The sequence below is a fragment of the Variovorax sp. 10N412 genome, from assembly GCF_056394985.1.
Window position 1 is genome coordinate 373,884 of sequence record NZ_JBFTIO010000002.1, and the last position, 25,453, is coordinate 399,336.

Here is a 25,453-nt window from a genome sequence, read left to right on the forward strand (position 1 = left end):
CATTCAATTTCGTGAATTTACCAATGAAGAATAGAATAATTTATCTATTCACCTTGGTATTCAATGGCAACGCCCCCCGCCCTGGCCGAGACCGCCCTTGCCTTCATCCGGTCGCAGGGTGCTGTCACTGGCGCTGATGTGCAGGCCCGGCTGGGCGTCAGCCAGCCGACCGTGTCGCGAACGCTGGCACCGCTGCTGCGCAGTGTGGACATCCTGAAGGTGGGCGCGGCGCGCTCGCAGAGGTATGTCGCACCCCCGCTCGGCACCGAAGTGCCCGTCGTCAAGGTCGGCGAAAACGGCAACGCGGCGCCGTTCGGCCGCATCGTGCCGCTGCAAGGTGGCCGCTGCTGGATGGACGAGCAGGAAGGCGCCAGCGCGCTGCACGACGGACTGCCCTGGTTCCTTGCCGACATGCGCCCGCAGGGCTTCATCGGCCGCGCCTTCGCCCACGGCCACCCCGAACTCGGCCTGCCCGCCAACCCCGAGCACTGGACCGACGACGACGTGCTGCAGGCGCTGGCCCTGTGCGGCGAGGACCTGCCGGGCAACCTGGTCGTCGGCGCCGAGTCGTTCAACCGCTTCCAGTCGCTGGCCGCACGGCCGGCCGCGCAAGTGACCCCCGGCGACTATCCCGCCATGGCGGACAGCGCCATGCAGGGCACCTTGCCGGGCTCGTCGGCCGGCGGCGAACAGCCCAAGTTCTGCACCGTGCGCGACGGGCGGCAAGTGATCGTCAAGTTCTCGCCCGCCGGCAACTCGCCCGCGGACAAGCGCGCTCGCGACCTGCTCGTGTGCGAACACCTGGCGTTGCGCACGCTGCAGGAAGCCGGCGTCGCCGCATCCACCACCCGCGTGCTCATCGAAGCCGGCCGGGTGTTTCTGGAAGTCGAGCGATTCGACCGCACCGCCAGGGGACGCATCGGCATGGTGTCGCTGATGGCCTACGACGCGCAGCACGTCGGCAAGATCGACAACTGGGCGGCCACGGCCAACCGCATGGCGTCGCGCGGACTGATGCGCGCGGACGACGCGCAGCGGCTGCGCTTTCTCGAGGCGTTCGGGCAGCTCGTAGGCAACACCGACCGGCACTACGGCAACATCTCGCTGCTCATCGAAAACGGCAATTGGCGCCTGTCTCCCGCCTACGACGTGCTGCCGACGCTCTATGCCGCCGTCAACGGCGAATTGCCTGCGCGCGACCTGGAAGCGAGCGCCGCGGCACCGACCATCGAGACACTGGAGGAATGGCCCGGCGCGCGCCGGTGGGCTGCGGTGTTCTGGCGGGCCGTCGCGGCAGACAGCCGCATCACGGCGCCGTTTCGCGCCGTCGCACGCAAGAACGAGCTCTTCACCGGCGAAGCAGCGGCCGGCTGAACCAGACGTCGCACTATTCCGACTTCACTTACTCCGACTTCAGCACCGTCTCCCCCTTCAACATCCCCATGTCCCGGATGTTGAGGCGGTGCCGCTTCCACCCCGCCCAGGTGCGCCGCATGTGCGTGACCGAGATGAAGTAGTACAGGAACTTGAACATGCCCAGCGCGCGCCACATCGGCTTGCCGTTGTAGATGTCGCCGGCCAGCAGCGACATCAGGCCTTCCTTCACGCGGAACGGATTGCCCGGGTACATGAACATGTCGCGGATGGTCGGGTTGGTCGCGCGGTAGATGAACCACGAGTACTCGCGCGGACCCTTGCGCGTCATGGCCTCGAAGCCTTTGCGCGCCAGCGCCAGCTCGGCCGGCTGGTCGAGCGCCGTGGCCACCAGCCTGGCGCCGTCGAAGGCGCTGGTCATGGCCAGGTACACGCCCGAGGAGAACATCGGGTCGATGAAGGTGAAGGCGTCGCCCAGCATCAGGTAGCGTTCGCCCGTGGCGTGCGTGCTCGAGTACGAGAAGTTGCCGGTGGCATGCACCGCGTCGTCGACCAGCGTGGCGTTCTTCAGGCGTTCGACCAGCACCGGGCACAGCGCGATGGTGTCGTAGAAGAATTCCTTCAGCGGCTTGTCGCGCGTCTTCAGGTAGTACGGCCAGCAGACGGCGCCGATGCTGGTCGTGCCGTCGGCCAGCGGAATGAACCAGAACCAGCCGTGCGGGAACCAGCAGATGCTGATGTTCCCTTCTTTCTTGCCCTCGAGCCGCTCGGCATTCGTGAAGTGGCCGAACAGCGCGGTGCTGTTGTGGTCGGGGTTCTTTTCCTTGCAGCGGAATTTGTTGGCCAGAAGCGTGTCGCGGCCCGTGGCGTCGACCACGAAGCGGGCGCGCCAGCTGCGCCTGGCGCCGTCGTCCATCTCGGCGTGCACGGTGGCGCCGTCGGCGTCGAAGGCCACGTCGCGCACCTTGCAGCCCTCGATGGTCTGGGCGCCGCGCGTGGCCGCGTTGCGGAACAGGATCTCGTCCAGGTCGGAGCGGCGCACCTGCCAGGCGGAGTCGAGCGTCTTGTCCAGGCCCTCGGCAAACTCCACGTAGCTGCGGTGCTCATGCTCGGGCGAGACGAACTCGATGCCGAACTTGGGCATGCCGATCTTCTCGACCTGGTCGCGCACGCCCAGTTTCTCGAACAGCTCCACGTTGCCAGGCAGCAACGATTCGCCGATGTGAAAGCGCGGGTGGTGCGCTTTCTCGAGCAGCACCACCTTGCGGCCCTGCTCGGCCAGCAGCGCGGCGATGGTCGAGCCGGCCGGACCGCCGCCGACGACCATCACGTCGCAGGATTCATCGGCCGCCCGGGGCGCGGAGGAAGAAGAGGCTTGAGGCAAGGACATGCGGTGGCAAGCATCGTTGTTAACAATTGCCAAGCATAGCTTGCCGTCGAGACAAGGCAAAACAGCAAGGCCGGGCAAGCTGGCTGCGCCGACAGGCGGCACACTCCGGCCATGAACTCGACTCCGCGCCGCGCCGAACAGAGCCACAGGGAACGCGTATCCCGCGTCGTCGCGGCCATCGTGGCCGACCCGATGGCCGGGCACCGCCTCGAAGAGCTGGCGCGCATGGCGCATTTCTCGCCGTTCCACTCCCACCGCGTCTACAGCAGCATTGCCGGCGAAACCGTGGCCGCAACGGGTGCACGCGCTGCGCCGCCGCGGGCCGCCGTCGACCATTCCCCACACTTGCTGATCTCGATCCGCACCGCCCGCTGACCGCTCCGCCACCTCACCGAGCCGCAAATCCATGTCTTTTCGCGCCATCGCCATTTCCGCCGCCTTCTGCCTGTCGAGCACGCTCTCGCAGGCCGCCGGGTTCACCTTCCTCGAAGTACCGGCCGACGCCCAGGGCCCCGCACTGCGCGGCGCCATCTGGTACCCGTGCGATGCACAGGCCGCCTCCGCCGCCCCGTTTGCACTCGGACCGCTCATCACGCTCCAGGTCGCGAAGGACTGCGCCATCCGAAGCGGAAAGTGGCCGATGGTCGTGATGTCGCACGGCGCGGGCGGCAGCTTCCTGGGCCACCGCGACACGGCCGCCGCGCTGGCGGAAGCCGGTTTCGTGGTGGCCGCAATCAGCCACTCGGGCGACAACGTCGAGGACATGAGCCGGCACCGGGACCTCTCGGTCTTCATCAGCCGGCCGATGGACATGAAGCGGCTGGTGGACCACATGCTGCGCCGGTGGCCCGAGCGGATCGCGCCCGCGCAGATCGGTTTCTTCGGCTTTTCGCGCGGCGGCTACACCGGCCTTGCGCTGGCGGGCGCAGCGCCGGATTTCCACGCCGGCCTGACCTGGTGCGCGAAGGACTCGACGGTGCCCATGTGCGTGCAGTCCCGCAACAACGACCTGCCGGCCGGGCCGCCGGTGCGCGACGATCGCATCAAGGCCGCGGTGATCGCCGACCCGCTGAGCTTCTTCGATGCGCAAGGGCTCAGGAACGTGACGATCCCGGTCCAGCTCTGGGCTTCGGAGCGGGGTGGCGACGGGGTGCTGCCGGCGCGCGTGGAGGAGGTTCGGCGCGGCCTGCCGTCACCGCCCGACTTCCGCGTGCCGGCCGGCTCCGCGCATTTCGCCTTCCTGGCGCCCTGCTCCGGGGCCATGGCCAAGGTGTTTCCCGAGATCTGCAACGACGCGGGAGGCTTCGACCGGGAGGCCTTTCACGACACGCTCAATGCCGAGGTGCTGGCCTTCTTCAGGCAGCACCTCGGGCCACCGCCCAAGCCCTAGCCTGCGCGCCGCTGTCCTGCCAGGCGCCGCACCACGGCCACCAGGCGGTCCACCTCGTCGAAGGTGTTGTAGAACGCCAGCGACGGCCGCACCGTCGTCTCCACGCCGAAGCGCCGCAGGATCGGCTGCGCGCAGTGATGGCCCGTGCGCACTGCGATGCCTTCGTCGTTCAGCGCATGCCCCACCTCTTCGGTGGTGTAGCCGTCGAGCACGAAGGACATCACGCTGGCCTTGTCGGCCGCGGTGCCGATCAGCCGCACGCCCGGAACGGCGCCGAGCTGCCGCATGCCGTACACCAGCAGGTCATGCTCGTAGCGCGCGATGTTCTCGATGCCGACCTTGTTGACGTAGTCGATGGCGGCGCCCAGGCCGACCGCGTCGGCGATGTTGCCGGTGCCGGCCTCGAACTTGTTCGGGATCGGCTGGAACACGGTCTTCTCGAACGTGACGTCGGCAATCATGTTGCCGCCGCCTTGCCACGGAGGCATGTCTTCGAGCACCTCGCGCTTGCCCCAGACCACGCCGATGCCGGTCGGGCCGAACACCTTGTGGCCGGAGAACACGAAGAAATCGGCGCCGATGTCCTGCACGTCCACGCGCATGTGCGAGACCGATTGCGCGCCGTCGACCAGCGCCTTAGCGCCGGCACGGTGCGCGAGCTCGACGATTTGCTTCACCGGCACCACGGTGCCCAGCGCGTTCGAGACCTGCGTGACGGCGACGATCTTCGTGCGGTCGTTCAAGAGCTTGCGGTATTCGTCGAGCAGCACCTGGCCCGAGTCGTCCACCGGAATCACGCGCAGCTTCGCGCCCTTGGCCGCGGCAAGCTGCTGCCACGGCACGATGTTGGCGTGATGCTCCAGGTTGGACACGATGATCTCGTCGCCCTCGCCCACGTGCTGGGCGCCCCAGCTCTTGGCCACGAGGTTGATGGCCTCGGTGGTGCCGCGCACGAAGATCACCTCCTCGACTTCGGGTGCGTTGATGAACTGTCGCACCCGCTCCCGCGCGCCTTCGTAGGCGTCGGTGGCGCGCGCGGCCAGCTCATGCGCCGCGCGGTGGATGTTCGAGTTCTCGTGCGCGTAGAAATACGAGATCCGGTCGATGACGGATTGCGGCTTGTGCGTGGTGGCGGCGTTGTCGAACCACACCAGCTGCCTGCCGTTCACACGCTCCTGCAGGACGGGGAAGTCGCGGCGCACGGCGTTGACGTCGAACGGCGGATGCTGGCCGCTGCCGGCCTGCGGCACCGCCTGCGCGCCGCGCGGGTCGGATTTGGCCGGCGTGACGAAGCCGTTGGGCAGGCGCACTGCATCGACGAAATAGAACTGCGGCTGCTGGCTCGCCTGCGGTTGGCTGCTGCTCCCTCGCCCCTCCGGGGTGAGGGTTGGGGTGAGGGGCGACCCCGCACCCTGGCTCGGCCGCGGACCCTCACCCCAGCCCTCTCCCGCAAGCGGGAGAGGGGGCAAGACCTGCGCAGGCGCAGACACGGCGGGCACGGGCGAGGCCGAGCCGGCCGACGGGTGCCCGAAGCTGTTGTTCAGGAAGTAGAACGGCGAAGCGCCCGCCGAGGGCACAGCAGGCGCATTCACCTGCTGCGGCACACCCAGCACCGTGCCGCCCAAGCGCGGCTCGAACGCCGGCGCCACCGACAGCACCGTGTCGGGCACGCCGTTTCCCGCCACCGCGTGCGGCAGCAGGGCCGGCGCGCGGTTGGCGAGCGAAGGCAACTGCGTGGGCGACGCAGGCAGCACGTTGGCGCCCGGAATCTGCCCCTGCGGAATCGGCGTGCCCGGCACGCTAGGTCCGAAGCCGGCCGGACTCACCAGCGGTGAGCCCGGCGGCGCGACGTTGACGGGAAACTGCGCGCCCGGCACCAGGCCGTTCGCGACGCCCGGCAACGACGCGGGTGCCGCGCCCGGCAGTGAGGCGAACATGGCGTTGGCCATGCGCGCGAGCGCGGCCGGATCGAACGGCGCCTCGCCTGGAAACGATGGTGTGCTGCTCACCGCGGCTTACTTGTAGGTGTCGGGATAGTCGTGGTACTTGCCGATCTCGACGTCGTCGAGCACGGCCAGCGCGTCGGTGGTGAGCACCGCGAGCGAGCAGTACAGCGAGATCAGGTACGACGCGATCGCATGGTTGTTGATGCCCATGAAGCGCACCGACAGGCCCGGGCCCTGTTCACCCGAGAGGCCCGGCTGGAACAGCCCCACCACGCCCTGGCGCTTGTCGCCCACGCGCAGCAGCAGGATCTTGCTCTTGCCGTCGGCCACCGGCACCTTGTTCGACGGAATCAGCGGAATGCCGCGCCAGGTGATGAACTGCGAACCGAACAGGCTCACCGTGGGCGGCGGCGTGCCGCGGCGCGTGGCTTCGCGGCCGAAGGCGGCAATGGCCAGCGGGTGCGTGAGGAAGAAGGCGGGCTCCTTCCACACCTTGGTCAGCAGCTCGTCGAGGTCGTCGGGCGTGGGCGCACCGGTCAGCGGGAAGATGCGCTGCTCTTCCGTCACCTGCGCCAGCAGGCCGTAGTCGGGGTTGTTGATGAGCTCGCTCTCCTGGTTCTCCTTGATCGTCTCGATCGTCAGGCGCAGCTGTTCCTTGATCTGGTCGTGCGGGCTGCTGTAGAGGTCGGAGATGCGGGTGTGCACGTCGAGCACGGTGCTCACGGCGTTCAGGAAGTGCTCGCGCGGGTTTTCTTCGTAGTCGACGAAGGTGCGCGGCAGCTGGTTTTCTTCTTCGCGCGAGGTGCAGGTGACCTTGATCGACTCGGGGTTCTTGACCTTGTTGACGCGGTAGATGCCCGCCTCCACCGGCACCCATTGCAGCAGGTGCGTCAGCCAGCGCGGGCTGATCGTCTCGAGCTGGGGAACGGTCTTGGTGGCGTTGGCCAGCTGGCGTGCGGCGTTGTCGCCAAGGGCGGTGGTACCACCGACTGTTGCGCTCATGGATCAAGGCTCCTGTTGGGAAGAAAGTGGCCGCCAGTGTCCGGCGGCCAAGGGTTTCCCCTCAACAGGCTATAGCCGCCAAGTTGATCCGCCGCGCCAGGCGCGACTGCTCCAGCTGCTCGCAGCGCATGAGCAGGCCGACCATGTTGATGCCCAGTGCCGTGGCCAGCTTCTGCGCGGTGACGATCGACGGAATGACGCGGGCGCGCTCGATCTCCCCAACGTAGGAGCGGTTCAGATCGGAACGCTCCGCCAGTTCCTCCTGCGACCAGCCCTTGCCTTCGCGCAGCTGGCGCACCGTGACGCCGAAGTCTTCGACGAATGCTTTCACAGGCGCACCGCCTTCGGTGCGTTCTGCAGGCTCGCCTGCGTGACGCTCGCACCCGGGGGCACGTCGTCGGTGATCCACACATTGCCGCCGATGACCGCGCCCTTGCCGAGCGTGACGCGCCCGAGGATGGTCGCGCCCGCATAGATGACCACGTCGTCCTCCACCACCGGATGCCGAGGCAGGCCCTTCTGCAGGTTGCCTTCGGTGTCCGTCGGAAAGCGCTTGGCGCCGAGCGTGACGGCCTGGTACAGCCGCACGCGCTTGCCGATGACCGCCGTCTCGCCGATCACCACCCCCGTGCCGTGGTCGATGAAGAAGCCCGCGTCGATCTGCGCGCCGGGGTGGATGTCGATGCCCGTCTGCCCGTGCGCGAGTTCGGCCACGATGCGCGCCAGCAGCGGCAGGCCCAGCTTGTAGAGCGCATGCGCCAGGCGGTGATGGATCATCGCGAGCACACCGGGGTAGCACAGCAGCACCTCGTCGACGCTGCGCGCGGCGGGGTCGCCCTGGTAGGCGGCGAGCACGTCGCTGTCGAGCAGGCGGCGCAGCGCGGGCAGCGAATTCGCGAACTCGCGGATGGCCTCGGTGGCCGCGTCGTCGATGTCGCTCGCGGGGCGCGGCTCGTGGCGCGCGTTGAAGTTCAGCTCCAGCCGCGCCTGCGCCAGCAATGCCTGCAGCGCGGCATCGAGGGTGTGGCCGACGTAGAAGTCCTCGCTCTCGTGGCGCAGGTCCGGCGGGCCGAGCCGCATCGGAAAGAGCGCGCCTTTCAGCGACTCCACGGTCTGCGCGAGCGCGTCGCGCGACGGAAACTCGCGCGCACCGGGCTCGCGCGAGCGGCGCTGCGAATCGCGCCATTCGTCGCGCACGCCGTGCAGCGCGCGAACGATGTCGCTCACTTCGAAATGGGCCATGGGTCTGTGTTCTCCCGGAACGTTCTGTGGGGTCAGTCCTGCACCCACGGCAGGCCGTGGAAGCGCCAGCCGTCGGAGCCGCCGCGGTGCTGGCTCGCGTCGATCTCGCCTTCGAAACCTTCGAGCACATTGAACACCTGCGTGAAACCCGCCTTGGCAGCCGCTTCGGCCGCCAGCGCGGAACGCTTGCCGCTGCGGCACAGCAGCAGCGCCACGGCCTCCTTGCCGCCGTCCTTCGCCAGCTTGGCCTCGAGCTCGCGCACGAAGCGGGGATTGCGCGTGAGCGCCGTTCCGGTGGCCCAGGCCACGTGCACGCTCTCGGGCACATGGCCGACGAACTTGCGCTCCTCGCCGGAGCGCACATCGACCAGCACGGCCTGCCCGCTCTTCACCAGCTCCCAGGCCACGGGAGGCGTCACGCCACCGGCGTAGGCCCATCCTGCTTCGGTTGCAAGGCCCCTCGCCTGTTCGAGGGCGGGCGGCAACGCAACGACGTCTTCAAATTCCACTGGCATGGGCTTCGGCTCCTTGGTGCGGGGTTGATTGCATCCGCCTTGATGGCGATGACCACCACTGTAGAAGCATGAGGCCGAAGGTCAAACGACTGAAAAAGCGATTCTTTAGAACCAATCCGTCTATCGAAGAGGCCCACGCGGTGCCGGGGCGTAAAAAAACCCGGCGCCCGCAAAGGCACCGGGTGGCGCGCCGAGCCGGGCTCAGAGCTTGGCGATCGACACCTCGGTCGACTTCACCAGGGCGACCACGTCGGAGCCCACCTTCAGCTGCAGTTCGTCGACCGAGCGCGTGGTGATGACGGAGGTGACGATGCCCCAGGCGGTTTCGACGTCGACTTCGGAGACGACGTCGCCGCGGATGATTTCACGGACCTTGCCCTTGAACTGGTTGCGCACGTTGATGGCTTGGATGGACATGATGGGTTCTCTTTCAGGTTGGGGAAATTCGTTCAGGAAAAGCACGAAGCAATGGAATGAAGGGGGTCGTCAGACGATCTCGGCGACTTCGTCGAATGCCAGGCGGGGCCCGCGCTCGAAGGTGCCGGCGTGGTCGGCCACGCCCAGGTTGACCAGGAAGTTCGCGCGGTAGCGCCCGTCCGGGAAGAAGGTCTTGTCGACCAGCTCGGCGTTGAAGCCCGACTGCGGCCCCGCGTCCAGCCCCAGCGAGCGCGCCGCCAGGATCAGGTAGGCGCCCTGCAGGCTGCTGTTGCGAAACGCCGTGGCCTGCGCCGCCTCGGCGCTGTTCTCGAAGATCGGCTTGGCGTCGTACGCCGGGAACTGCGCGGGCAGGTGCTCGAAGAAGCGGGTGTCGTGCGCCACGATCACCGTGACGCCGGCGGCCAGCGTCTGCGCGGCGTTGCCGGACGACACGGCCGGCTTCAGCCTGGCCTTGGCCTCTTCGCTGCGCACGAACACGTAGCGCGCCGGCTGGGCATTGAAGGCGGTCGGGCCCCACTTGAGCAGGTCGTACAACTTGTGGATGAGTTCGTCGCTCACGGGCACGGGTTTGAACGCGTGCACGGTGCGGGCCTTGCGGAACAACTGGTCCAGCGCGGCTTCGGGAATGGCTTGCAGTGTGGTCATGGTGTCGTGGGGCGTTTCAGTTCGACGCTGCAGCAAGCGCCTGGTCGAGGTCGGCAAGCAGGTCGTCGATGTGCTCGATGCCCACCGACAGGCGCACCGTGTCCTCGGTCACGCCGGCGCGGGCCAGCTCTTCGGGCGACAGCTGGCGGTGCGTGGTCGACGCGGGGTGCGTGGCCAGCGAGCGCACGTCGCCGATGTTCACCAGGCGCGTGAAGAGCTTCAGCGCATCGAGGAACTTCGCCCCGCCGGCGCGAGGATCGGCGCCGGCACCGATGCCGAACGTCAGGACGCCGCTCGATTTGCCGCCGAAATACTTCTGCGCCAGCGCGTGGTCGGGGTGGTCTTCGAGCGCGGCGTAGTTCACCCACTTCACGGCCTTGCTCTTCTTCAGGTGCTGCGCCACGGCCAGCGTGTTGCTGCTGATGCGGTCCATGCGCAGCGCGAGCGTCTCGATGCCCTGCAGGATCAGGAAGGCGTTGAACGGCGAGATGGCCGCGCCCGTGTTGCGCAGCGGCACCACGCGCGCACGGCCGATGTAGGCCGCCGGGCCCAGCGCCTCGGTATAGACCACACCGTGGTAGCTGGGGTCGGGTTCGTTCAGGCGCTTGAAGCGCTGCTTGTGCTCGGCCCACGGGAACTTGCCCGAGTCGACGATGGCGCCGCCGATGCTGGTGCCGTGGCCGCCCAGGTACTTGGTGAGCGAATGCACCACGATGTCGGCGCCGTGCTCGATGGGCCGGCTCAGGTACGGCGAGGGCACGGTGTTGTCGACGATCAGCGGCACGCCGTGGCGGTGCGCAATTTCGGCGATGGCGGCAATGTCGGTCACGTTGCCGGCGGGGTTGCCCAGCGACTCCACGAACACCGCCTTGGTCCTGTCGTCGAACAGCTTCTCGAAACTGCCCGGGTCGCGGTGGTCCGCGAAGCGCGTGGTGATGCCGAACTGCGGCAGCGTGTGCGCGAACAGGTTGTAGGTGCCGCCGTAGAGCGCGGTGCTGCTGACGATGTTGTCGCCGGCCTCGGCAATGGTCTGTATCGCGTAGGTCACGGCCGCCTGGCCCGAGGCCAGCGCCAGCGCCGCGATGCCGCCTTCGAGCGCGGCCACGCGCTGCTCCAGCACGTCCTGCGTCGGGTTGTTGATGCGGGTGTAGATGTTGCCCGGCACCTTCAGGTCGAACAGGTCGGCGCCGTGCTGTGCGCTGTCGAAGGCGTAGGCCACCGTCTGGTAGATCGGCGGGGCCACGGCGCGCGTGGTGGGTTCGGGCGAATAGCCGGCGTGCACCGACAGGGTTTCGAATTTCCAGTTCTGCGACATACAGCTGCCTTTCAGTTTGGCAAATTGGACAAGGGGGATGACGACGCTCAGATCGCCCAGCGCAGCGCGTGCGCGGGGGTGTTGAGCCAGCTTGCGTCGGTGCTCTCTGGCGCGGTGTCTTCCGGCTTCTGCAGCACCCTGTCGAGGATTCGTTTTTCAATGGCCGCGAAGGCCGGGTCGCCCTGCGAGCGCGGGCGGGCCAGCGCGATGTTCTCGTCGAGCGCGATGCGCCCGTCTTCGATCAGGATCACGCGGTCGGCCAGCGCCACGGCTTCCTGCACGTCGTGCGTCACCAGCAGCGCGGTGAAGCGGTGGCGCTGCCACAGGTCCTCGATGAGGCGGTGCATCTCGATGCGCGTGAGCGCGTCCAGCGCGCCCAGCGGCTCGTCCAGCAGCAGCAGCCGCGGGTGGTGCACCAGCGCGCGCGCCAGGGCCACGCGCTGGCGTTGCCCGCCCGACAGGCGCGCGGGCCATTCGTTCTCGCGGTCGGCCAGGCCCACATGCGCCAGCACTTCCTTGCCGCGCGCCTTGGCGTCGTCGGGCAGGCCCAGGGTCACGTTGTCGAGCACGCGGCGCCAGGGCAGCAGGCGCGCCTCCTGGAACATGATGCGGGTGTCGTCGTGCAGCCCGTGCACGGCGCGCCCGTCGGTGTAGAGGCCGCCCTCGCTCGGTGCCTCGAGCCCCGCGATGAGCCGCAGCAGCGTGCTCTTGCCGCAGCCGCTGCGCCCGACGATGGCGATGAACTGGCCCGGCTCGATGGTCAGGCGCGTGTTGCGCAGCACCTCGCGCGCGCCGTAGCGCTTGTGCAGGCCGCGCGCCTCCAGGCGCACGCCGCCGGGGATGGCCTGGGATGAGGCCTGGGCTTGGATGTCTTTCAGTACGGCACTCATGGTCTCAGGCTCCGGGCTTGAACAGCGCCACGTTCAGCGCATCGATTGGTCGGGGCAGCAGCTTCTCGGCGAAGAAGGCATCGGCGATGCGCTGCTGTTCGGTCAGGGCCTCGGGCACCACGGCCCGCACCGCATAGCTGCGGCGGGCGTTGGCCTGCTCGATGGTGGCGGCGTCCAGGCCCCACACGGGCGACAGCAACGCGGCGGCCTCCTTCGGGCTTTGCTTGACCCACTTGCCGGTCTTCTCCAGTTCGGCGTAGACCACGCGCAGCACGTCGGGCCGCGCTTTCGCGAACTTGGTGCTCGCGAGGTAGTAGCGCTGGTACGACGCGATGCCCGTGCCGTCGGCCAGCACGCGCACCTTCGACTGCCGCTGTGCCGCGGCCAGGAACGGGTCCCACACCACCCAGGCGTCGATGGCGCCCTTCTCGAAGGCGGCGCGGCCGTCGGCGGGCGTGAGGTAGGCGGGTGCGATGTCCTTGAACGACAGGCCGGCCTTCTCCAGCGCGGCGATCAACAGGTAGTGCGCGCCGGCCGCCTTGGCGAAACCGACCTTCCTGCCCTTGAGGTCGGCCACGGTCCTGATCGGCGAGTCTTCGCGCACCACGATGGCCTGCGCGGCAGGCGATGGCGCTTCCTGCGCGATGAAGGTCAGCTCGGCGCCGGCCGCCTGAGCGAACACGGGCACGGTGTCGGCCACGTCGGCGCTGATGTCCAGGTTGTCGAGGTTCAGCGCCTCCAGCAGCGGCAGGCCGCTGGTGAACTCGTGCCAGCTCACGCTCACGTTGAGGGGTGCGAGCTGCTTTTCGAGGGTGCCCTGCACCTTCAGCACGGCGATCAGCGTGGAAGACTTCTGGTAGCCGATGCGCACGGTTGCGGGCCGCGCGGCGGCGCCCTGCGCGAAGGCCGCGGTGGCGCCCAGTGTGCCCAGTGCGCCCAGCGTGGCGATGGCGGTGCGTCGGGAAATGGGGGAATGCGTCATGTCCATGCCCTCACTTCGCCTTCTTCTGGTAGCCGGGATGCCACCGCAGCCACCATTGCTCCAGCCCGCGCGCGAACAGGTCGGCCAGCTTGCCGAGCAGCGCATACAGCAGGATGCCCACCAGCACGATGTCGGTCTGCAGGAACTCGCGCGCGTTCATCGTGAGGTAGCCGATGCCGGCCTGCGCCGAGATGGTCTCGGCCACGATCAGGATGACCCACATCAGCCCCAGCGAAAAGCGCAGCCCCACCAGGATGGACGACAGCGCACCCGGCAGGATCACCTCGCGGTACAGCTGCCAGCGCGTGAGGCCGTAGGTGCGGCCCATCTCGATGAGCTGCGGGTCGACGTTGCGGATGCCGTGAAAGGTGTTGAGGTAGATCGGAAAGAACACCGACACCGAGATCAGGAACAGCTTGGCCGACTCGTCGATGCCGAACCACAGAATGACCAGCGGAATCAGCGCCAGCGCAGGGATGTTGCGCACCATCTGGATGGTGGAGTCGAGCAGCGTCTCGGCGAACTTCACCGAACCCGTGAGCAGGCCCAGTGCAAGCCCCGCCCCGCCGCCGATGGCCAGGCCCGCCAACGCACGGCCCGCGCTGACCTTCACGTGCGTCCACAGCTCGCCCGAGGCGGTGAGCGTCCATGCGGCCTTGACCACGTCGACCGGCGCCGGCAGCACCCGGGTGCTGAGCCAGCCCAGCGACGACGCGATCTGCCAGAAGACGATGAGCCCGACGGGCACGAGCCACGGCACCAGCCGGTGGACCACGCCGATGCCGAAATTCTTGAACACGTTGCCTCCGCTCTCGATGGGCGCCGCGGGCGAGACGGTCGGCAGTTCCTGAACCTGTTCGGTCATGGGAGTCCTTCAGCTTTGGGAGACGAGGCGCGAAGGCGCATCGAGATTGGCGACCACTTCGCCGAACGGCCCGCTGAGCGAGCCGCCCGCCAGCCGGGCCTTGGCCTTGCGGGAGAGCAGCGGGAACACCAGCTCGGCGAAGCGGTAGGCCTCTTCGAGGTGCGGGTAGCCCGAGAGAATGAACTTGTCCAGGCCGAGCGCCGCGTACTCCTCGATGCGCGCCGCGACGGTCCTGGCATCGCCCACGAGCGCGGTGCCGGCACCGCCGCGCACCAGGCCCACGCCGGCCCACAGGTTGGGCGAAATCTCCAGGTCGGCGCGCGAGCGCCTGGCGCCGCCCGCATGCAGCGCGGCCATGCGGCGCTGGCCTTCGGAGTCCATGCGCGCGAAGGCAGCCTGCGCGCGAATCACGGTGTCGTCGTCCACGCGGCTGATGAGTTCTTCCGCGGCCTTCCAGGCGGCGTCATCGGTCTCGCGCACGATCACGTGCAGGCGAATGCCGAACTCCACCTTGCGGCCGTGGCGCTCGGCACGCGCGCGCACGTCGGCGATCTTCCTGGCGACTTCGGCGGGCGGCTCGCCCCAGGTGAGGTAGGCATCGACCTGTTCGGCGGCCAGGTCGTGCGCGGCGGCCGACGAGCCGCCGAACCAAACGGGCGGATAGGGCTTTTGCACCGGCGGGTAGAGCAGCTTGGCGCCCTTCACGCTCAGGTGCTTGCCGTCGTAGTCGAAGCTCTGGCCGTCGTGGCTGCGCGCGATGATCTCGCGCCAGATGCGGATGAACTCGGCCGACTGCTCGTAGCGCGAGGCATGGTCCAGGTACACGCCGTCGCCTTCCAGCTCCGCCTGGTCGCCGCCGGTGACGAGGTTCACCAGCAGGCGCCCGCCCGAGAGACGGTCGAAGGTCGCGGCCATGCGCGCGGCCAGGCTGGGCTGGTGCAGCCCGGGGCGCACCGCCACCAGGAACTTGAGCTTCTTCGTCGCGCCGATCAGGCTGGACGCGATGACCCACGGGTCTTCGCACGAGCGGCCGGTGGGAATGAGCACGCCTTCGTAGCCCAGGTTGTCGGCCGCGCCGGCAATCTGCTGCAGGTAGGCCAGGTCGATGGGGCGCGCGCCTTCGCTGGTGCCCAGGTAGCGGCTGTCGCCGTGGGTGGGGAGAAACCAGAAGATCTGCATCACGCCACCCCCGCGCCCGCGGCGTCGAGCACGTTGATCTTCTTAGGGATCAGCTTCAGTTCGAAGAAGGTGTCGGCAATCTGCTGCTGCTCGGCCAGGATGGCCTTGGTGATCGGGGTGATGCCGTAGGCCGTGCGGGCGACGGTGACATCGGCCACCGGCTTGGGCAGGCCCCACAAAGCGGCCAGTTCGGCAGCGAGTTCGCCCTTGTTCGCAGAGCCCCAGGCTTCGACCTTGTTGATCTCTTCGACCGCGATGGCGATCACGTCGGCGTTCTTCGCCACATAGTCGAGCGACGAGAAGTAGTAGGCGCGGTTGCCCACCACGCCCGTGGCGTCGGCCACGACGCGCGCATCCAGCGCTTTCTCGGCGGCGGCAAGGAACGGATCCCAGATGACCCAGGCGTCGACAGAGCCCTTCTCGAAGGCGGCGCGCGCGTCGGCCGGCGGCAGGTAGACCAGGTTGAGGTCGGCGTACGCCAGGCCGTGCTTCTCGAACAGCTTGACGATGAAGTAATGCACGTTCGAGCCCTTGTTGAGCGCGATCTTCTTGCCCTTGAGGTCGGCCACGGTCTTGACGGCGGAGCCCTTGGGCACCAGCACGGCTTCGGTCCGCGGGCGGTGCTGGGTGGCCGCCACATAGGCCAGCGGCGCGCCGGCGGCCTGCGCGAAGATGGGCGGCGCTTCGCCCACGTCGCCGAAGTCGATGGAGCCGACGTTCAGCGCCTCGAGCTGCACCGGCCCGGCGGTGAACTCGGTCCACTTGACCGTGACGCCCAACGGCGCGAGCCGCTTCTCGAGCGTGCCGCGTCCCTTGAGGATGTTGAGCGTGCCCTTCTGGTTGCCGATGCGGAACTGCCGTGCGGGGGCCTGGGCCACGGCGGCGAACGACGGGAGCGCGATGGCGGCGGCAACGCCCTGGATGAGGCGGCGGCGAGGTGCGGAAATCAATGTCATGGCAAGGCTCGTTGGGTGTGCCGCGCTCAGACGGCGGCGATGAAACTGACGATCAGCGCAATGGCGCTGACGACGACGACACTCACGGCGAGATCGCCGAGCGCGTGCCAGTGGGAACGCGGTGCGGTGTCGAGCACGGAGTCTTCGGTGGCGACGGGGTTCATGCGTGGATTCCTCGGGTTCCAGAAACTTCAGGCAAAAGCACTCCCGCAGCGGCCCTGAAGGCAACTCGGAAATCTTGGGTGAAACACCGGGGAACCGGCTTTGCCGGGCCTCTGGTGCTGCCCCCGGCAGGGGGGTTGGCGCGCACCACACGAAGCGTGCGCAGCCTGGGGGCGAGCCCCGTGTCAGACGCTACATCGCACGCGCGAGAACGGCACCGACTCGAAGCCGTGCGTGGCGGGCAGCTTCAGGCCTTCGGTGGCGAGCACCTCGACGGCCTCGTTCAGTCGCTCGGCCAGGTCGGGGGTCACCTGGTAGGCGTTCTCGGGCGTCAGCGTGATCTGCGAATCGCTGGCATACACGCCCGGCAGGATGTGGCGCGCCGACAGCGACTGCAGCACGGGCCGCAGCGCGTAGTCGAGCGCCAGCATGTGGTGCGGGCTGCCGCCGGTGGCCAGCGGCAGCACCGTCTTGCCCTTGAGTGCGTTCTGCGCGAGCAGGTCCAGAAAGACCTTCAGCACGCCGCTGTACGCCGCCTTGTAGACCGGCGTGGCCACCACGATCGCGCGGGCCTCGGTCACCTTGGCGATCGCGTTCACGATGGCCGGGTGGTTCCAGTCGGCGAGCAGCAGCGCCTGCGCCGGCAGGTCGCGGATCCAGAGGCGCTCGATGCGCGCGTGGCGGGCCGCCAGCCGCTCGCCCACCGCCTCGAGCAAGGCGGTGGAGCGCGAAGGGGCCGAAGGGCTGCCGGCAATCAGGAGAACGGACACGGCGCGCTTACTTCTGCTTGGGGGCGTAGATCTGGTCGAAGGAGCCGCCGTCGGCGAAATGCTCCTTGTCGGCCTTCGCCCAGCCGCCGAAGGCCTGGTCGATGGTCACCAGCGTCAGCTTGGGAAACTGCTTGTCGTACTTGGCCTTGGCCTTGTCGGAGGTCGGGCGGTAGAAGTTGCGGCCCGCGATGTCCTGGCCTTCGTCGGAGTACAGGTACTTGAGGTATTCCTCGGCCACGGCGCGCGTGCCCTTCTTGTCGACGACCTTGTCGACCACCGCCACGCTGGGCTCGGCCAGGATGGAGATGGACGGCACCACGATCTCGAACTTCTCGGGACCGAATTCCTTCAGCGCCAGGAAGGCTTCGTTTTCCCAGGCCAGCAGCACGTCGCCCACGCCGCGTTGCACGAAGGTGATGGTCGAGCCGCGCGCGCCGGTGTCGAGCACGGGCACGTTCTTGAACAGGTTGCCGATGTATTCCTTGGCCTTGGCGTCGCTGCCGTACTTGCGCTTGGCGAATTCCCAGGCGGCCAGGTAGTTCCAGCGGGCGCCGCCCGAGGTCTTGGGGTTGGGGGTGATCACCTGCACGCCGGCCTTGGTGAGGTCGTCCCAGTCCTTCAGGCCCTTGGGGTTGCCCTTCTTCACCAGGAACACGATGGTCGAGGTGTAGGGGGCGGAGTTGTGCGGCAGGCGCTTTTGCCAGTCGGCCTTGACCAGGCCGCCGTGCGTGACGAGCGCGTCGACGTCACCGCCGAGGGCCAGCGTGGCCACGTCGGCGTCGATGCCGTCGATGATCGAGCGGGCCTGCTTGCCCGAGCCGCCGTGCGACTGCTTGACGGTCACTTCCTGGCCGGTCTTGGCCTTCCAGTACTTGGCGAAGGCCTGGTTGTAGTCCACGTACAGCTCGCGCGTCGGGTCGTACGACACGTTCAGCAGCGTCACGGGGCCCTTGGCAGCCGCGGCGCCTTGGGCAAACGTCGGCAACGCCGACAGGGCCAAAGCACCGGCCACGCCGGCACCCAGGGAAAGCTTGATAAAGTCGCGGCGAATGCTCATGGTGTCTTGCTCTGAAAAGGCATATCGATGAAGCTGTGTATTCTCAATAAGGCATATAGAAACTGGAACGACCAAGTTCTCAGTTCTAAATAGCTAAATCAACTAAGCACCCGCTTACCCCCCACTTTTCCCGTTCAAAGGCAATCGAAATGGCACGCATGGTTCAGTGCATCAAGCTCGGCAAAGAGGCCGAAGGGCTCGACTTCCCGCCCTACCCAGGCGATCTGGGCAAGCGCCTGTGGGAAAGCGTGAGCAAGGAGGCCTGGGCCGCCTGGCTCAAGCAGCAGACGATGCTGGTCAATGAAAACCGGCTCAACCTGGCCGACCTGCGCGCCCGCCAGTACCTGGCGCGGCAGATGGAAAAGCACTTCTTCGGCGAAGGCGCCGACGTCGTCCAGGGCTACGTGCCGCCCCCGGCCACCTGATCACCCTCCCCGCCGTGGCCGCCGAACCGGCGCAGGCGCGCCCTGTGTTCCTGGACGGCTGCGGATTGCCCCAGGCGTGGGCCGGACAGCCGCAATGGCTGATTCTCGAAACCGGCTTCGGGCCGGGCCTCAATTTCCTGACAACGTGGCACGCGTGGCGCTCGGACCCCGAGCGTCCGCGCATGCTGCACTTTGTCTGTGTAGAAGCGCGCCCGGTCTCGCCTGAGGAGATTCTGCGCGCGGCCGAAGCGCACCCCGAGCTCGCACCTCTTGCCAGGGAGCTGGCCGCGCAATGGCACGGCCTGCTGAGCGGCTTCCACCGGCTGGCGTTCGACGACGGCCGCGTGCTGCTGACCCTGTGCATCGGCGAAGTGCAGCCGATGCTGCGCGCGCAGCGCTTCGAGGCGGACAGCATCTTCCTCGGCGGCGCCGGCGCGCCGCACGACCCGGCGGTGTGGTCGGCCGACACGCTCAAGGCCGTCTCGCGCTTTGCGCGGCAAGGCACGGGCATCGCCACCTGGAACGCTGCACACCCCGTGCGCGACGCACTCACGCAGGCCGGCTTCACGATCGCCCCGGCGCCCGGCGGCCTGCGCGGCGTGTTCGCCCCCGCCTGGACGGTGCGCCGGCGCGGGCCCGCGCCACAGCGCATCGACGCACCGGGTCGCTGTGCCGTCATCGGCGCCGGCTTGGCGGGCGCCGCCGTCGCGGCGAGCCTTGCGCGGCGCGGCTGGCAGGTCACGGTGCTGGACGCCGCGGCGCAGCCGGCCGCCGGCGCGTCCGGGTTGCCGGTGGGCATGCTCGCGCCGCACGTGTCGCCGGACGACGCCTTGCTGTCCCGCCTGACGCGTGCCGGCATCCGCGCCACCTGGGCCGAGCTCACGCGGCTGCTGGAAGAAGGCAGCGACTGGCGCGCCACCGGGGTGCTGGAGCGCCGGCCCGGCGGCGATGTGCGCGTGCCCCCCGGATGGAGCGCCGACGGACCCAACGAATCGTGGCCTGCAAACGCCGCTCGGCTGGAGGCCGCAGGCCTGCCGGGCGATGCGCCCGCGCTCTGGCATGCGCGCGCGGCCTGGGTGCGGCCGCACCGGCTGATCGCGCAATGGCTGCGTCAGCCCGGCGTGGCGTTTCGTGGCGGCTGCCGCGTGGCGAGCGTGACGCACGACGCGAGCGGCTGGCAGTTGTTCGATTCATCCGGCGAGTTGCTGGCCGACGCGGACCGCGTGGTCGTCTGCGCCGGTTTCGAGTCGGGGCGATTCGCACCCAGCCTTCCGCTTCAGCCGGTCCGCGGCCAGGTCGCCTGGGGCCCGATGGCCGAGGGCATGGCCCTGCCCGCCACGCCCATCAACGGCGACGGCCATTTGGTTGCGCAGGTGCCGCATGGCGACGGCGGCACGATCTGGCTGGCAGGCGCGACCTTCGACCGCGACAGCACCAGCCTGGCCCCCACCGCGGCGGACGCCAAGGCCAACCGCGAACGCCTGGCGCGGCTGCATCCGGCGGCAGCCAGCGCGCTGGCGCCGGCCTTCGCGCACGCCGAAGTCGACACCTGGGTCGGCATCCGATGCGCCTCGGGCGACCGGCGTCCGCTGGTGGGTGCCATCGATGCGCAGGCCCCGGGCCTGTGGGTCTGCACCGCGCTGGGCTCGCGGGGCCTGAGCTTCGCCGCGCTGTGCGCGGAACTGCTGGCCGCGCAATGGCATGGAGAGCCGCTGGCTTTGCCGGCGGCGCTGGCCAAGGCGCTCGGCACGCAAAGGCTCTGAGCGAGCCCCCCGAACTCAGGCCACCAGCACAGGTGGCAGCAGGTGATCGATCCGCTCGTCCCCGTAAGTACGCACGACCTGCGAAATCACCACCTTGTACCCATGGCTTGCGAACGAAAGGATGAGGGCGAGCGGGCCGGACTGCCGGGCGGGCGGCGATTGTGCGGCATGCGTGCCCCTATTCCACCGCTTGCCTTGCGCAGGCCCCAGAATGCACCGCATGGCCACCCAGTACGACATCCTGCACACCACCGTCTATCGCTACAACAAGCCCGTCACCTTCGGCTTGCACCGCGTGATGTTCCGCCCGCGCGACAGCCACGACCTGCGTGTGCTGGCCACCGACCTGCAGGTGAGCCCGCAGGCCTTCACCCGGCTCATTCAAGACCCGCACTCCAATTCCGTCGCCCTGGTGCAGCCCATGGGCGAGGCGACCGAGCTGCGCATCGTGTGCTCGTTCACCATCGAGCACGTGCCGGCGCAGCAGGACCAGCTGGCGCTCGACCCGGCCGCCGAGTTCCTGCCCTTCGCCTACACGCTGCAGGAGCGCCTCGACCTGGAGCACTACCTGCGCCCGCACCACGAAGACGACAACCAGGGCACGCTCATTCGCTGGGCCCACCAGTTCCTGCACACCGACAAGCCCAACAGCACGCGTGAGGTGCTCACGCGCATGAACGCGCACATCGGCCAGAGCCTCGAGTACAAGGCCCGCGACGAGGAAGGCACGCAGCCGCCGCTGGAAACGCTCGCGCTGGGCAGCGGCAGCTGCCGCGACTACGCGTTGCTGATGATGGAAGCCACGCGCCGCCTGGGCATTGCCACGCGCTTCGTGTCGGGCTACATCTACGACGCCGCGCTCGACAACGCGGCCAACGCCCAGGGCGAATCGATGACCGGCGCCGGCACCACGCACGCCTGGCTGCAGGCCTACCTGCCGGGCGTCGGCTGGCTCGCCTTCGACCCGACCAACAACCTGATGGGCAGCGGGCAGCTCATTCGCGTGGGCGTCTCGCGCGACCCGGCGCAGGCCGCGCCCATCTCGGGCAGCTGGTACGGCGACGCGGAGGCCTACGAAGGCCTCGAGGCCACGGTGGTCGTCACGCGCCGCAAGAACTGACGCCCTGTCGCGCAGGCGATAGCCGCTGCGGGAAACCCCGCAGCGCTTCACACCCCAGGCACCCTACGCTGCGCCGCCGGCTCAGCGAAATAGCACGGTCGTTCTTTGCGGCCGGGTGAGAGGTGCTGCGCCGGTTTTTCTTCCCAATACCCACAAGAACGGAGAGAGACACCCATGCACTCAGCGCGCCTGACACATCTTGCCCTGGCAGCCAGCCTCGTCGTCGCATCCTGCGGCGGCGGCAGCGGCGGCGGCAGCGGCTTTGCCTTCACGCCCGTGCCACCCGCCCCGGCACCCGCACCCAACCCGCCTGCGCCGCCCCCCGCCCCCGCACCGGCCCCCGAAGAAACCCGCCTGCAGGACAGCCGCACGTCCTTCGCTCCCGCGGACCCCACGGCCACCACCTTCGCCGCGCTGGCCGCCGACGCCAGCGACACGGTCGTCAACAGCACCACCAGCCGCTGGGCCGGCATGCTCGGCGGGGCGCAGTACCACGTCGAAGTGCCCGCCAACTGGAACGGCGAGCTGGTGATGTATGCGCACGGCTACGCCGGGGAAGGCAACGTGCTGAGCGTTTCGGAACCGTCGATCCGCCGCTACCTGATCCAGAACGGCTACGCCTGGGCCGCCTCCAGCTACAGCAAGAACTACTACGACGTGCGTGTCGGCGTGGAAGACACCAACGCGCTGGCGCTGCAGTTCACCGCCATCGCCAAGGCCAACGGCCGCAACCTGGCCGCGCCGTCGAAGACCTTCATCACCGGCCACTCGATGGGCGGCCACATCACGGCGGCCGCCATCGAGGACGAGGCCTACGCCACCGCCAACCACAAGGTGAAGTACAACGGCGCGGTGCCGATGTGCGGCGTGGTGGGCGACACCGAGCTGTTCGACTACTTCGCGGGCGCGCAGGTGGCGGCCCAGGCGCTGGCGAGCCTGCCGAAGTACCCCACCCCCAACTGGGCCGACATTGCCGCGCAGGTCGGCGCACGGCTGTTCACCAACTTCACCACCTCGCCGCCCGACATCAGCACCACGGCGACCGGCGCCAAGTACGCCTCGGTGATCCAGAACCTCACCGGCGGCCCGCGTCCCATGTTCGACCTCGGCTTCAAATCGGGCGGCTCCTTTGCCGCCGTGTGGGGCGTGTTCGGCAGCGACGGCACGGTCACCGGCATCCTGAACAAGAACACGCTGGACACGAACCGCTTCACCTACACCATCGACGCCGACGTGCCCGGAACCAATGCGCTGAATGCCTCGGTGCTCAAGCTCACGGCGGCGACGGACGCGAACCGACTGCGCACCGACGGCCTGCGCTGGATTCCCAAGGCCAACGGCGAGTTCAGGATTCCGGTGGTCACGCTGCACACCCTGGGCGACCTGTACGTGCCCTTCAGCATGGAGCAGATCTACAACAGGCGCGTGGCCGCCAAGGGCAACAGCCAATGGCTGGTGCAGCGCGCGGTGCGCGGCATCACGCATTGCGACTTCACGGTGAAGGAACAGGTCGAGGCCTTCGACGCGATGATCCAGTGGGAGCGCAACCCGACGGTGAAGCCGGCCGGCGACGACGTGCTCACGCCGGCCACGGTGGCCGACGTGCGCTACGGCTGCACGTTCACGCGCCCGCTCGGCACGGTCGACGAAAGCCCGACGAGCTCGGCAACGCGCCCGGGCGCGGCGGCCGCGCGCCCCTGCTGAATCGGGGCGTTGGCGACTGGCACGCGAGCGGGGCCTGACGAAAGCCCGGGGCCGGCTCAGGCCCCCGCCGCACCGCCCAGCTGAAAGCGGAACACCGCGCCCTTGTCCGGCTGCTGCACCAGCCGGATGTCGCTGCCGTGCAGCTGCAGGATGCGCTTGACGATCACCAGGCCCAGCCCGCCGCTGCTGGCGCTGTCGGTGCGCGAGCCGCTCATGAACACGGGGCGCATGAACAGCGCCTTCTGCAGATCGCCGGGAATGCCAGGCCCCGTGTCGCTCACCTGCACCGCGACGCCCGCGTTCTCCTGGCGCAGTTGCACCACGATCTCGCCGCCCGCGGGCGTGTGGCGGATCGCGTTGTCCAGCAGGTTGGTCAGCACGCGCTCGATCATGCCGAGGTCGGCCGACACCACCGGCAGGCCGGGCGCGATGTCGGGCTTCAGGCGCTGGCGGCGGGCCTCGGCCGCCAGCTCGAACTTCTGGAACACGTCCTGCACGAGGTCGGCCAGCGCAAAGTTCTCCTTCTCGGGCTTGACCACGCCGTATTCGAGCCGCGCCAGCTCGAACACTTCCTGCGCCAGGCGGCCGACCTTGCGGCTCTGGCCCAGCGCAATTTCGAGGTAGCGCCGGCGCTCCGCCTCGTCCAGCGTGCCGGCCTTCAGCAGCAGCGTCTCCAGGTAGCCGTGCAGCGAGGTGAGCGGCGTGCGCAGGTCGTGGGAAATGTTGGCGAACAGCTCGCGGCGCTGCTGGTCCTGCAGCGTGAGCTCGCGCCATTGCTCGGCGATGCGCCGCGTCATCTGCGTGAAGGCCTGGCCGAGTTGCGCGATCTCGTCGGTGCCTTGCGACAGGCGCTCCAGCGTGGGCGTTGCGCTCTCGAGCGACGCAATGCCCTCGGCCTCGAAGCGCTTCACCGCCGAGGTCAGTTCGCGCAGCGGGCGCGTGATGAGCCGGAACGCCGCCAGGCCGGCGAGCAGCCCGAGCAGCGCCACCAGGCCCGTCGACCAGAGCATGGTGCGCAGCACGTTGTCGGCGGCCGCGTTGGCCACCAGCGCGTCGAGGTCCTCGCCCTGCAGCACCACGTACACATAGCCGGCGTCGCGCCCGCCCATGCGCAGCGGCGCCACGCTGAACACCTTCGAGCCGCCGACGCTGCGCGGGTCGTCGCCCGCGATGGGCAGCGGCGCCCCGGCCAGCAACCGGCGAATCGGCGCCAATGCGACGCTCTCGCGCTTCAGGTGGCCCGCCGGGGCGGCCTGCGCCTCGATGCGGCCGTCCGGCGCCAGCACGTACACCTCGACGCTGGGGTTGACCGCCATGAGTTTGTCGAACAGGTCTTTCACCGCCGCCTGGTCGAGCCCGCCGGGCTTCATCAGTTCGGTGTTCTCTGCGATATGGGCCGCCAGGCCGCTCGACAGGCGCTGGATCACTTCCTGCTCGTGCAGGCCGCTGGAGCGCACCTGCAGCCACACCGACGCGCCGCAGCACACCAGCAGCAGCACCGCGAACACGGCCGAGAGCCTGCGCGAGAGCGTGGCCCAGGCGTTCACGACACGTCCTCCGCGCTGCCGGTGGCCGAGAGCTTGTAGCCCCGCCCCCACACCGTGAGGATGCGCCGCGGCTCGGCCGGGTCGGCCTCGACCTTGGTGCGCAGCCGGTTGATGTGCGTGTTCACCGTGTGCTCGTAGCCGTCGTGCTGGTAGCCCCAGACCTGGTTGAGCAGGTCGAGCCGCGAGAACACCTTGCCGGGGTTGCGCGCAAAGAAGAACAGCAGGTCGAACTCGCGCGGCGTGAGCTCGATGGGCTTGCCGTCCAGGCGCACCTCGCGCGCCAGCGGGTCGATGTCCAGGTTGCCCAGCGTGAGGCTGCCCGACTCCATGCGCGCATTGCGCGCCAGCGCGTCGGTGCGCCGCAGCAGCGCCTTCACGCGCGCCACCAGTTCCAGCACCGAGAAGGGCTTGGCCAGGTAGTCGTCCGCGCCCAGCTCCAGCCCCAGGATGCGGTGCACCTCGCTCGAGCGGGCGCTGATGATGATGATCGGCGTGTAGCGCGTCATGGCGCGGGCGCGGCGGCAGATCTCGAGCCCGTCGACGCCGGGCAGCATCAGGTCGAGCACCAGCGCGTCCCAGTTGCCGCGCTCCAGCTCGCGCAGGCCGGCGTGACCGTCGGCGGCGTGCTCCACCGCATAGCCCTCGTCGCGCAGGTGCATGCGGAGCAGTTCGGCGATGTGGGCGTCGTCCTCGACGATCAGCACGCGTTTGGCGGTGTCCATGGGGCCGATTGTCCTGCGATACGGCCTGGGGAGTTATCACGATTAATTGAACTT

At 68.7% G+C, this 25,453-nt stretch carries 26 protein-coding genes; 7 read left to right on the plus strand and 19 right to left on the minus strand.

The annotated features are described in order from the left end of the window. Positions 1-63: 63 nt before the first annotated feature. Positions 64-1,374, plus strand: coding sequence for a type II toxin-antitoxin system HipA family toxin YjjJ (gene yjjJ / locus AC1DJH_RS07255; RefSeq protein WP_478185236.1), 1,311 nt, complete (start codon positions 64-66; stop codon positions 1,372-1,374). 28 nt (positions 1,375-1,402) lie between these two features. Here yjjJ and AC1DJH_RS07260 read toward each other — a convergent pair whose 3' ends face one another. Further along, complete coding sequence (locus AC1DJH_RS07260; RefSeq protein ID WP_478185237.1) at positions 1,403-2,764, minus strand: NAD(P)/FAD-dependent oxidoreductase; 1,362 nt, start codon at positions 2,762-2,764, stop codon at positions 1,403-1,405. A 111-nt stretch (positions 2,765-2,875) separates the two neighbouring features. On the opposite strand from AC1DJH_RS07260, the gene AC1DJH_RS07265 reads away from it, so the two are divergent. Both AC1DJH_RS07265 and AC1DJH_RS07270 read left to right on the plus strand, forming a co-directional pair. Continuing rightward, complete coding sequence (locus AC1DJH_RS07265; RefSeq protein WP_478185238.1) at positions 2,876-3,139, plus strand: hypothetical protein; 264 nt, start codon at positions 2,876-2,878, stop codon at positions 3,137-3,139. Between the two features lie 31 nt (positions 3,140-3,170). Next, positions 3,171-4,154 (plus strand): alpha/beta hydrolase family protein, encoded by a 984-nt coding sequence (locus AC1DJH_RS07270; RefSeq protein WP_478185239.1) that lies wholly within the window; start codon positions 3,171-3,173, stop codon positions 4,152-4,154. Here AC1DJH_RS07270 and AC1DJH_RS07275 read toward each other — a convergent pair. The 16 genes from AC1DJH_RS07275 to AC1DJH_RS07350 all read right to left on the minus strand — a co-directional run bounded on the left by AC1DJH_RS07275 (position 4,151) and on the right by AC1DJH_RS07350 (position 18,118). Next, positions 4,151-6,103, minus strand: coding sequence for a family 2A encapsulin nanocompartment cargo protein cysteine desulfurase (locus AC1DJH_RS07275; RefSeq protein ID WP_478185488.1), 1,953 nt, complete (start codon positions 6,101-6,103; stop codon positions 4,151-4,153). The genes AC1DJH_RS07270 and AC1DJH_RS07275 overlap by 4 nt on opposite strands. Positions 6,104-6,169: 66 nt before the next feature. Continuing rightward, on the minus strand, positions 6,170-7,102 hold the full coding sequence (locus AC1DJH_RS07280) for a family 2A encapsulin nanocompartment shell protein (protein WP_478185240.1): 933 nt from the start codon (positions 7,100-7,102) through the stop codon (positions 6,170-6,172). Positions 7,103-7,163: 61 nt separating this feature from the next. Beyond that, entirely contained in the window at positions 7,164-7,433 is a 270-nt protein-coding gene (locus tag AC1DJH_RS07285; protein WP_435438230.1) for a helix-turn-helix domain-containing protein, read from the minus strand. After that, positions 7,430-8,344: a serine O-acetyltransferase EpsC gene (gene epsC / locus AC1DJH_RS07290; RefSeq protein ID WP_435483818.1), complete on the minus strand. Its 915-nt coding sequence runs from the start codon at positions 8,342-8,344 to the stop codon at positions 7,430-7,432. Before epsC ends, AC1DJH_RS07285 begins: the two co-directional genes overlap by 4 nt. A gap of 32 nt (positions 8,345-8,376) precedes the next feature. Further along, on the minus strand, positions 8,377-8,859 hold the full coding sequence (locus AC1DJH_RS07295; RefSeq protein ID WP_435483819.1) for a rhodanese-like domain-containing protein: 483 nt from the start codon (positions 8,857-8,859) through the stop codon (positions 8,377-8,379). 201 nt (positions 8,860-9,060) lie between these two features. Beyond that, positions 9,061-9,276 (minus strand): TOBE domain-containing protein, encoded by a 216-nt coding sequence (locus AC1DJH_RS07300; RefSeq protein WP_007829250.1) that lies wholly within the window; start codon positions 9,274-9,276, stop codon positions 9,061-9,063. A gap of 69 nt (positions 9,277-9,345) precedes the next feature. Further along, positions 9,346-9,942: a malonic semialdehyde reductase gene (locus tag AC1DJH_RS07305; protein WP_435483820.1), complete on the minus strand. Its 597-nt coding sequence runs from the start codon at positions 9,940-9,942 to the stop codon at positions 9,346-9,348. 16 nt (positions 9,943-9,958) lie between these two features. Beyond that, complete coding sequence (locus tag AC1DJH_RS07310) at positions 9,959-11,257, minus strand: O-acetylhomoserine aminocarboxypropyltransferase/cysteine synthase family protein (RefSeq protein WP_478185241.1); 1,299 nt, start codon at positions 11,255-11,257, stop codon at positions 9,959-9,961. A gap of 47 nt (positions 11,258-11,304) precedes the next feature. Continuing rightward, entirely contained in the window at positions 11,305-12,147 is an 843-nt protein-coding gene (locus AC1DJH_RS07315; RefSeq protein ID WP_478185242.1) for an ATP-binding cassette domain-containing protein, read from the minus strand. A gap of 4 nt (positions 12,148-12,151) precedes the next feature. Next, positions 12,152-13,129, minus strand: coding sequence for an aliphatic sulfonate ABC transporter substrate-binding protein (locus tag AC1DJH_RS07320; protein WP_478185243.1), 978 nt, complete (start codon positions 13,127-13,129; stop codon positions 12,152-12,154). A 10-nt stretch (positions 13,130-13,139) separates the two neighbouring features. Then, positions 13,140-13,994 (minus strand): aliphatic sulfonate ABC transporter permease SsuC, encoded by an 855-nt coding sequence (gene ssuC, locus AC1DJH_RS07325; protein WP_478185244.1) that lies wholly within the window; start codon positions 13,992-13,994, stop codon positions 13,140-13,142. A 9-nt stretch (positions 13,995-14,003) separates the two neighbouring features. Next, entirely contained in the window at positions 14,004-15,173 is a 1,170-nt protein-coding gene (gene ssuD, locus AC1DJH_RS07330; protein WP_478185245.1) for an FMNH2-dependent alkanesulfonate monooxygenase, read from the minus strand. Beyond that, entirely contained in the window at positions 15,173-16,129 is a 957-nt protein-coding gene (locus tag AC1DJH_RS07335; RefSeq protein ID WP_478185246.1) for a sulfonate ABC transporter substrate-binding protein, read from the minus strand. Before AC1DJH_RS07335 ends, ssuD begins: the two co-directional genes overlap by 1 nt. Positions 16,130-16,155: 26 nt before the next feature. After that, positions 16,156-16,293 carry a hypothetical protein gene (locus AC1DJH_RS07340; RefSeq protein ID WP_435438220.1) on the minus strand — a complete coding sequence of 46 codons (138 nt, stop codon included), beginning with the start codon at positions 16,291-16,293 and terminating at the stop codon, positions 16,156-16,158. A gap of 183 nt (positions 16,294-16,476) precedes the next feature. Continuing rightward, positions 16,477-17,061, minus strand: coding sequence for an NADPH-dependent FMN reductase (gene ssuE / locus AC1DJH_RS07345; protein WP_472111575.1), 585 nt, complete (start codon positions 17,059-17,061; stop codon positions 16,477-16,479). A 7-nt stretch (positions 17,062-17,068) separates the two neighbouring features. After that, positions 17,069-18,118, minus strand: coding sequence for a sulfate ABC transporter substrate-binding protein (locus AC1DJH_RS07350; RefSeq protein ID WP_478185247.1), 1,050 nt, complete (start codon positions 18,116-18,118; stop codon positions 17,069-17,071). Between the two features lie 149 nt (positions 18,119-18,267). Here AC1DJH_RS07350 and AC1DJH_RS07355 point away from each other — a divergent pair, with 149 nt between their 5' ends. The 4 genes from AC1DJH_RS07355 to AC1DJH_RS07370 all read left to right on the plus strand — a co-directional run bounded on the left by AC1DJH_RS07355 (position 18,268) and on the right by AC1DJH_RS07370 (position 23,130). After that, complete coding sequence (locus AC1DJH_RS07355; protein WP_478185248.1) at positions 18,268-18,543, plus strand: oxidative damage protection protein; 276 nt, start codon at positions 18,268-18,270, stop codon at positions 18,541-18,543. 14 nt (positions 18,544-18,557) lie between these two features. Beyond that, positions 18,558-20,306 carry an FAD-dependent 5-carboxymethylaminomethyl-2-thiouridine(34) oxidoreductase MnmC1 gene (gene mnmC1 / locus AC1DJH_RS07360; RefSeq protein ID WP_478185249.1) on the plus strand — a complete coding sequence of 583 codons (1,749 nt, stop codon included), beginning with the start codon at positions 18,558-18,560 and terminating at the stop codon, positions 20,304-20,306. A 220-nt stretch (positions 20,307-20,526) separates the two neighbouring features. Next, the gene (locus AC1DJH_RS07365) at positions 20,527-21,426 is read left to right on the plus strand and encodes a transglutaminase family protein (RefSeq protein WP_435438214.1); all 900 of its coding nucleotides are present in this window, start codon (positions 20,527-20,529) and stop codon (positions 21,424-21,426) included. 174 nt (positions 21,427-21,600) lie between these two features. Next, positions 21,601-23,130, plus strand: a complete 1,530-nt coding sequence (locus AC1DJH_RS07370) for an alpha/beta hydrolase family protein (protein ID WP_478185250.1) — start codon at positions 21,601-21,603, stop codon at positions 23,128-23,130. A gap of 56 nt (positions 23,131-23,186) precedes the next feature. Here AC1DJH_RS07370 and AC1DJH_RS07375 read toward each other — a convergent pair whose 3' ends face one another. Together AC1DJH_RS07375 and AC1DJH_RS07380 are read right to left on the minus strand one after the other, a co-directional pair. Next, positions 23,187-24,677, minus strand: coding sequence for a sensor histidine kinase (locus AC1DJH_RS07375; protein WP_478185251.1), 1,491 nt, complete (start codon positions 24,675-24,677; stop codon positions 23,187-23,189). After that, on the minus strand, positions 24,674-25,399 hold the full coding sequence (locus tag AC1DJH_RS07380; RefSeq protein ID WP_435438211.1) for a response regulator transcription factor: 726 nt from the start codon (positions 25,397-25,399) through the stop codon (positions 24,674-24,676). Before AC1DJH_RS07380 ends, AC1DJH_RS07375 begins: the two co-directional genes overlap by 4 nt. Positions 25,400-25,453: the final 54 nt, after the last annotated feature.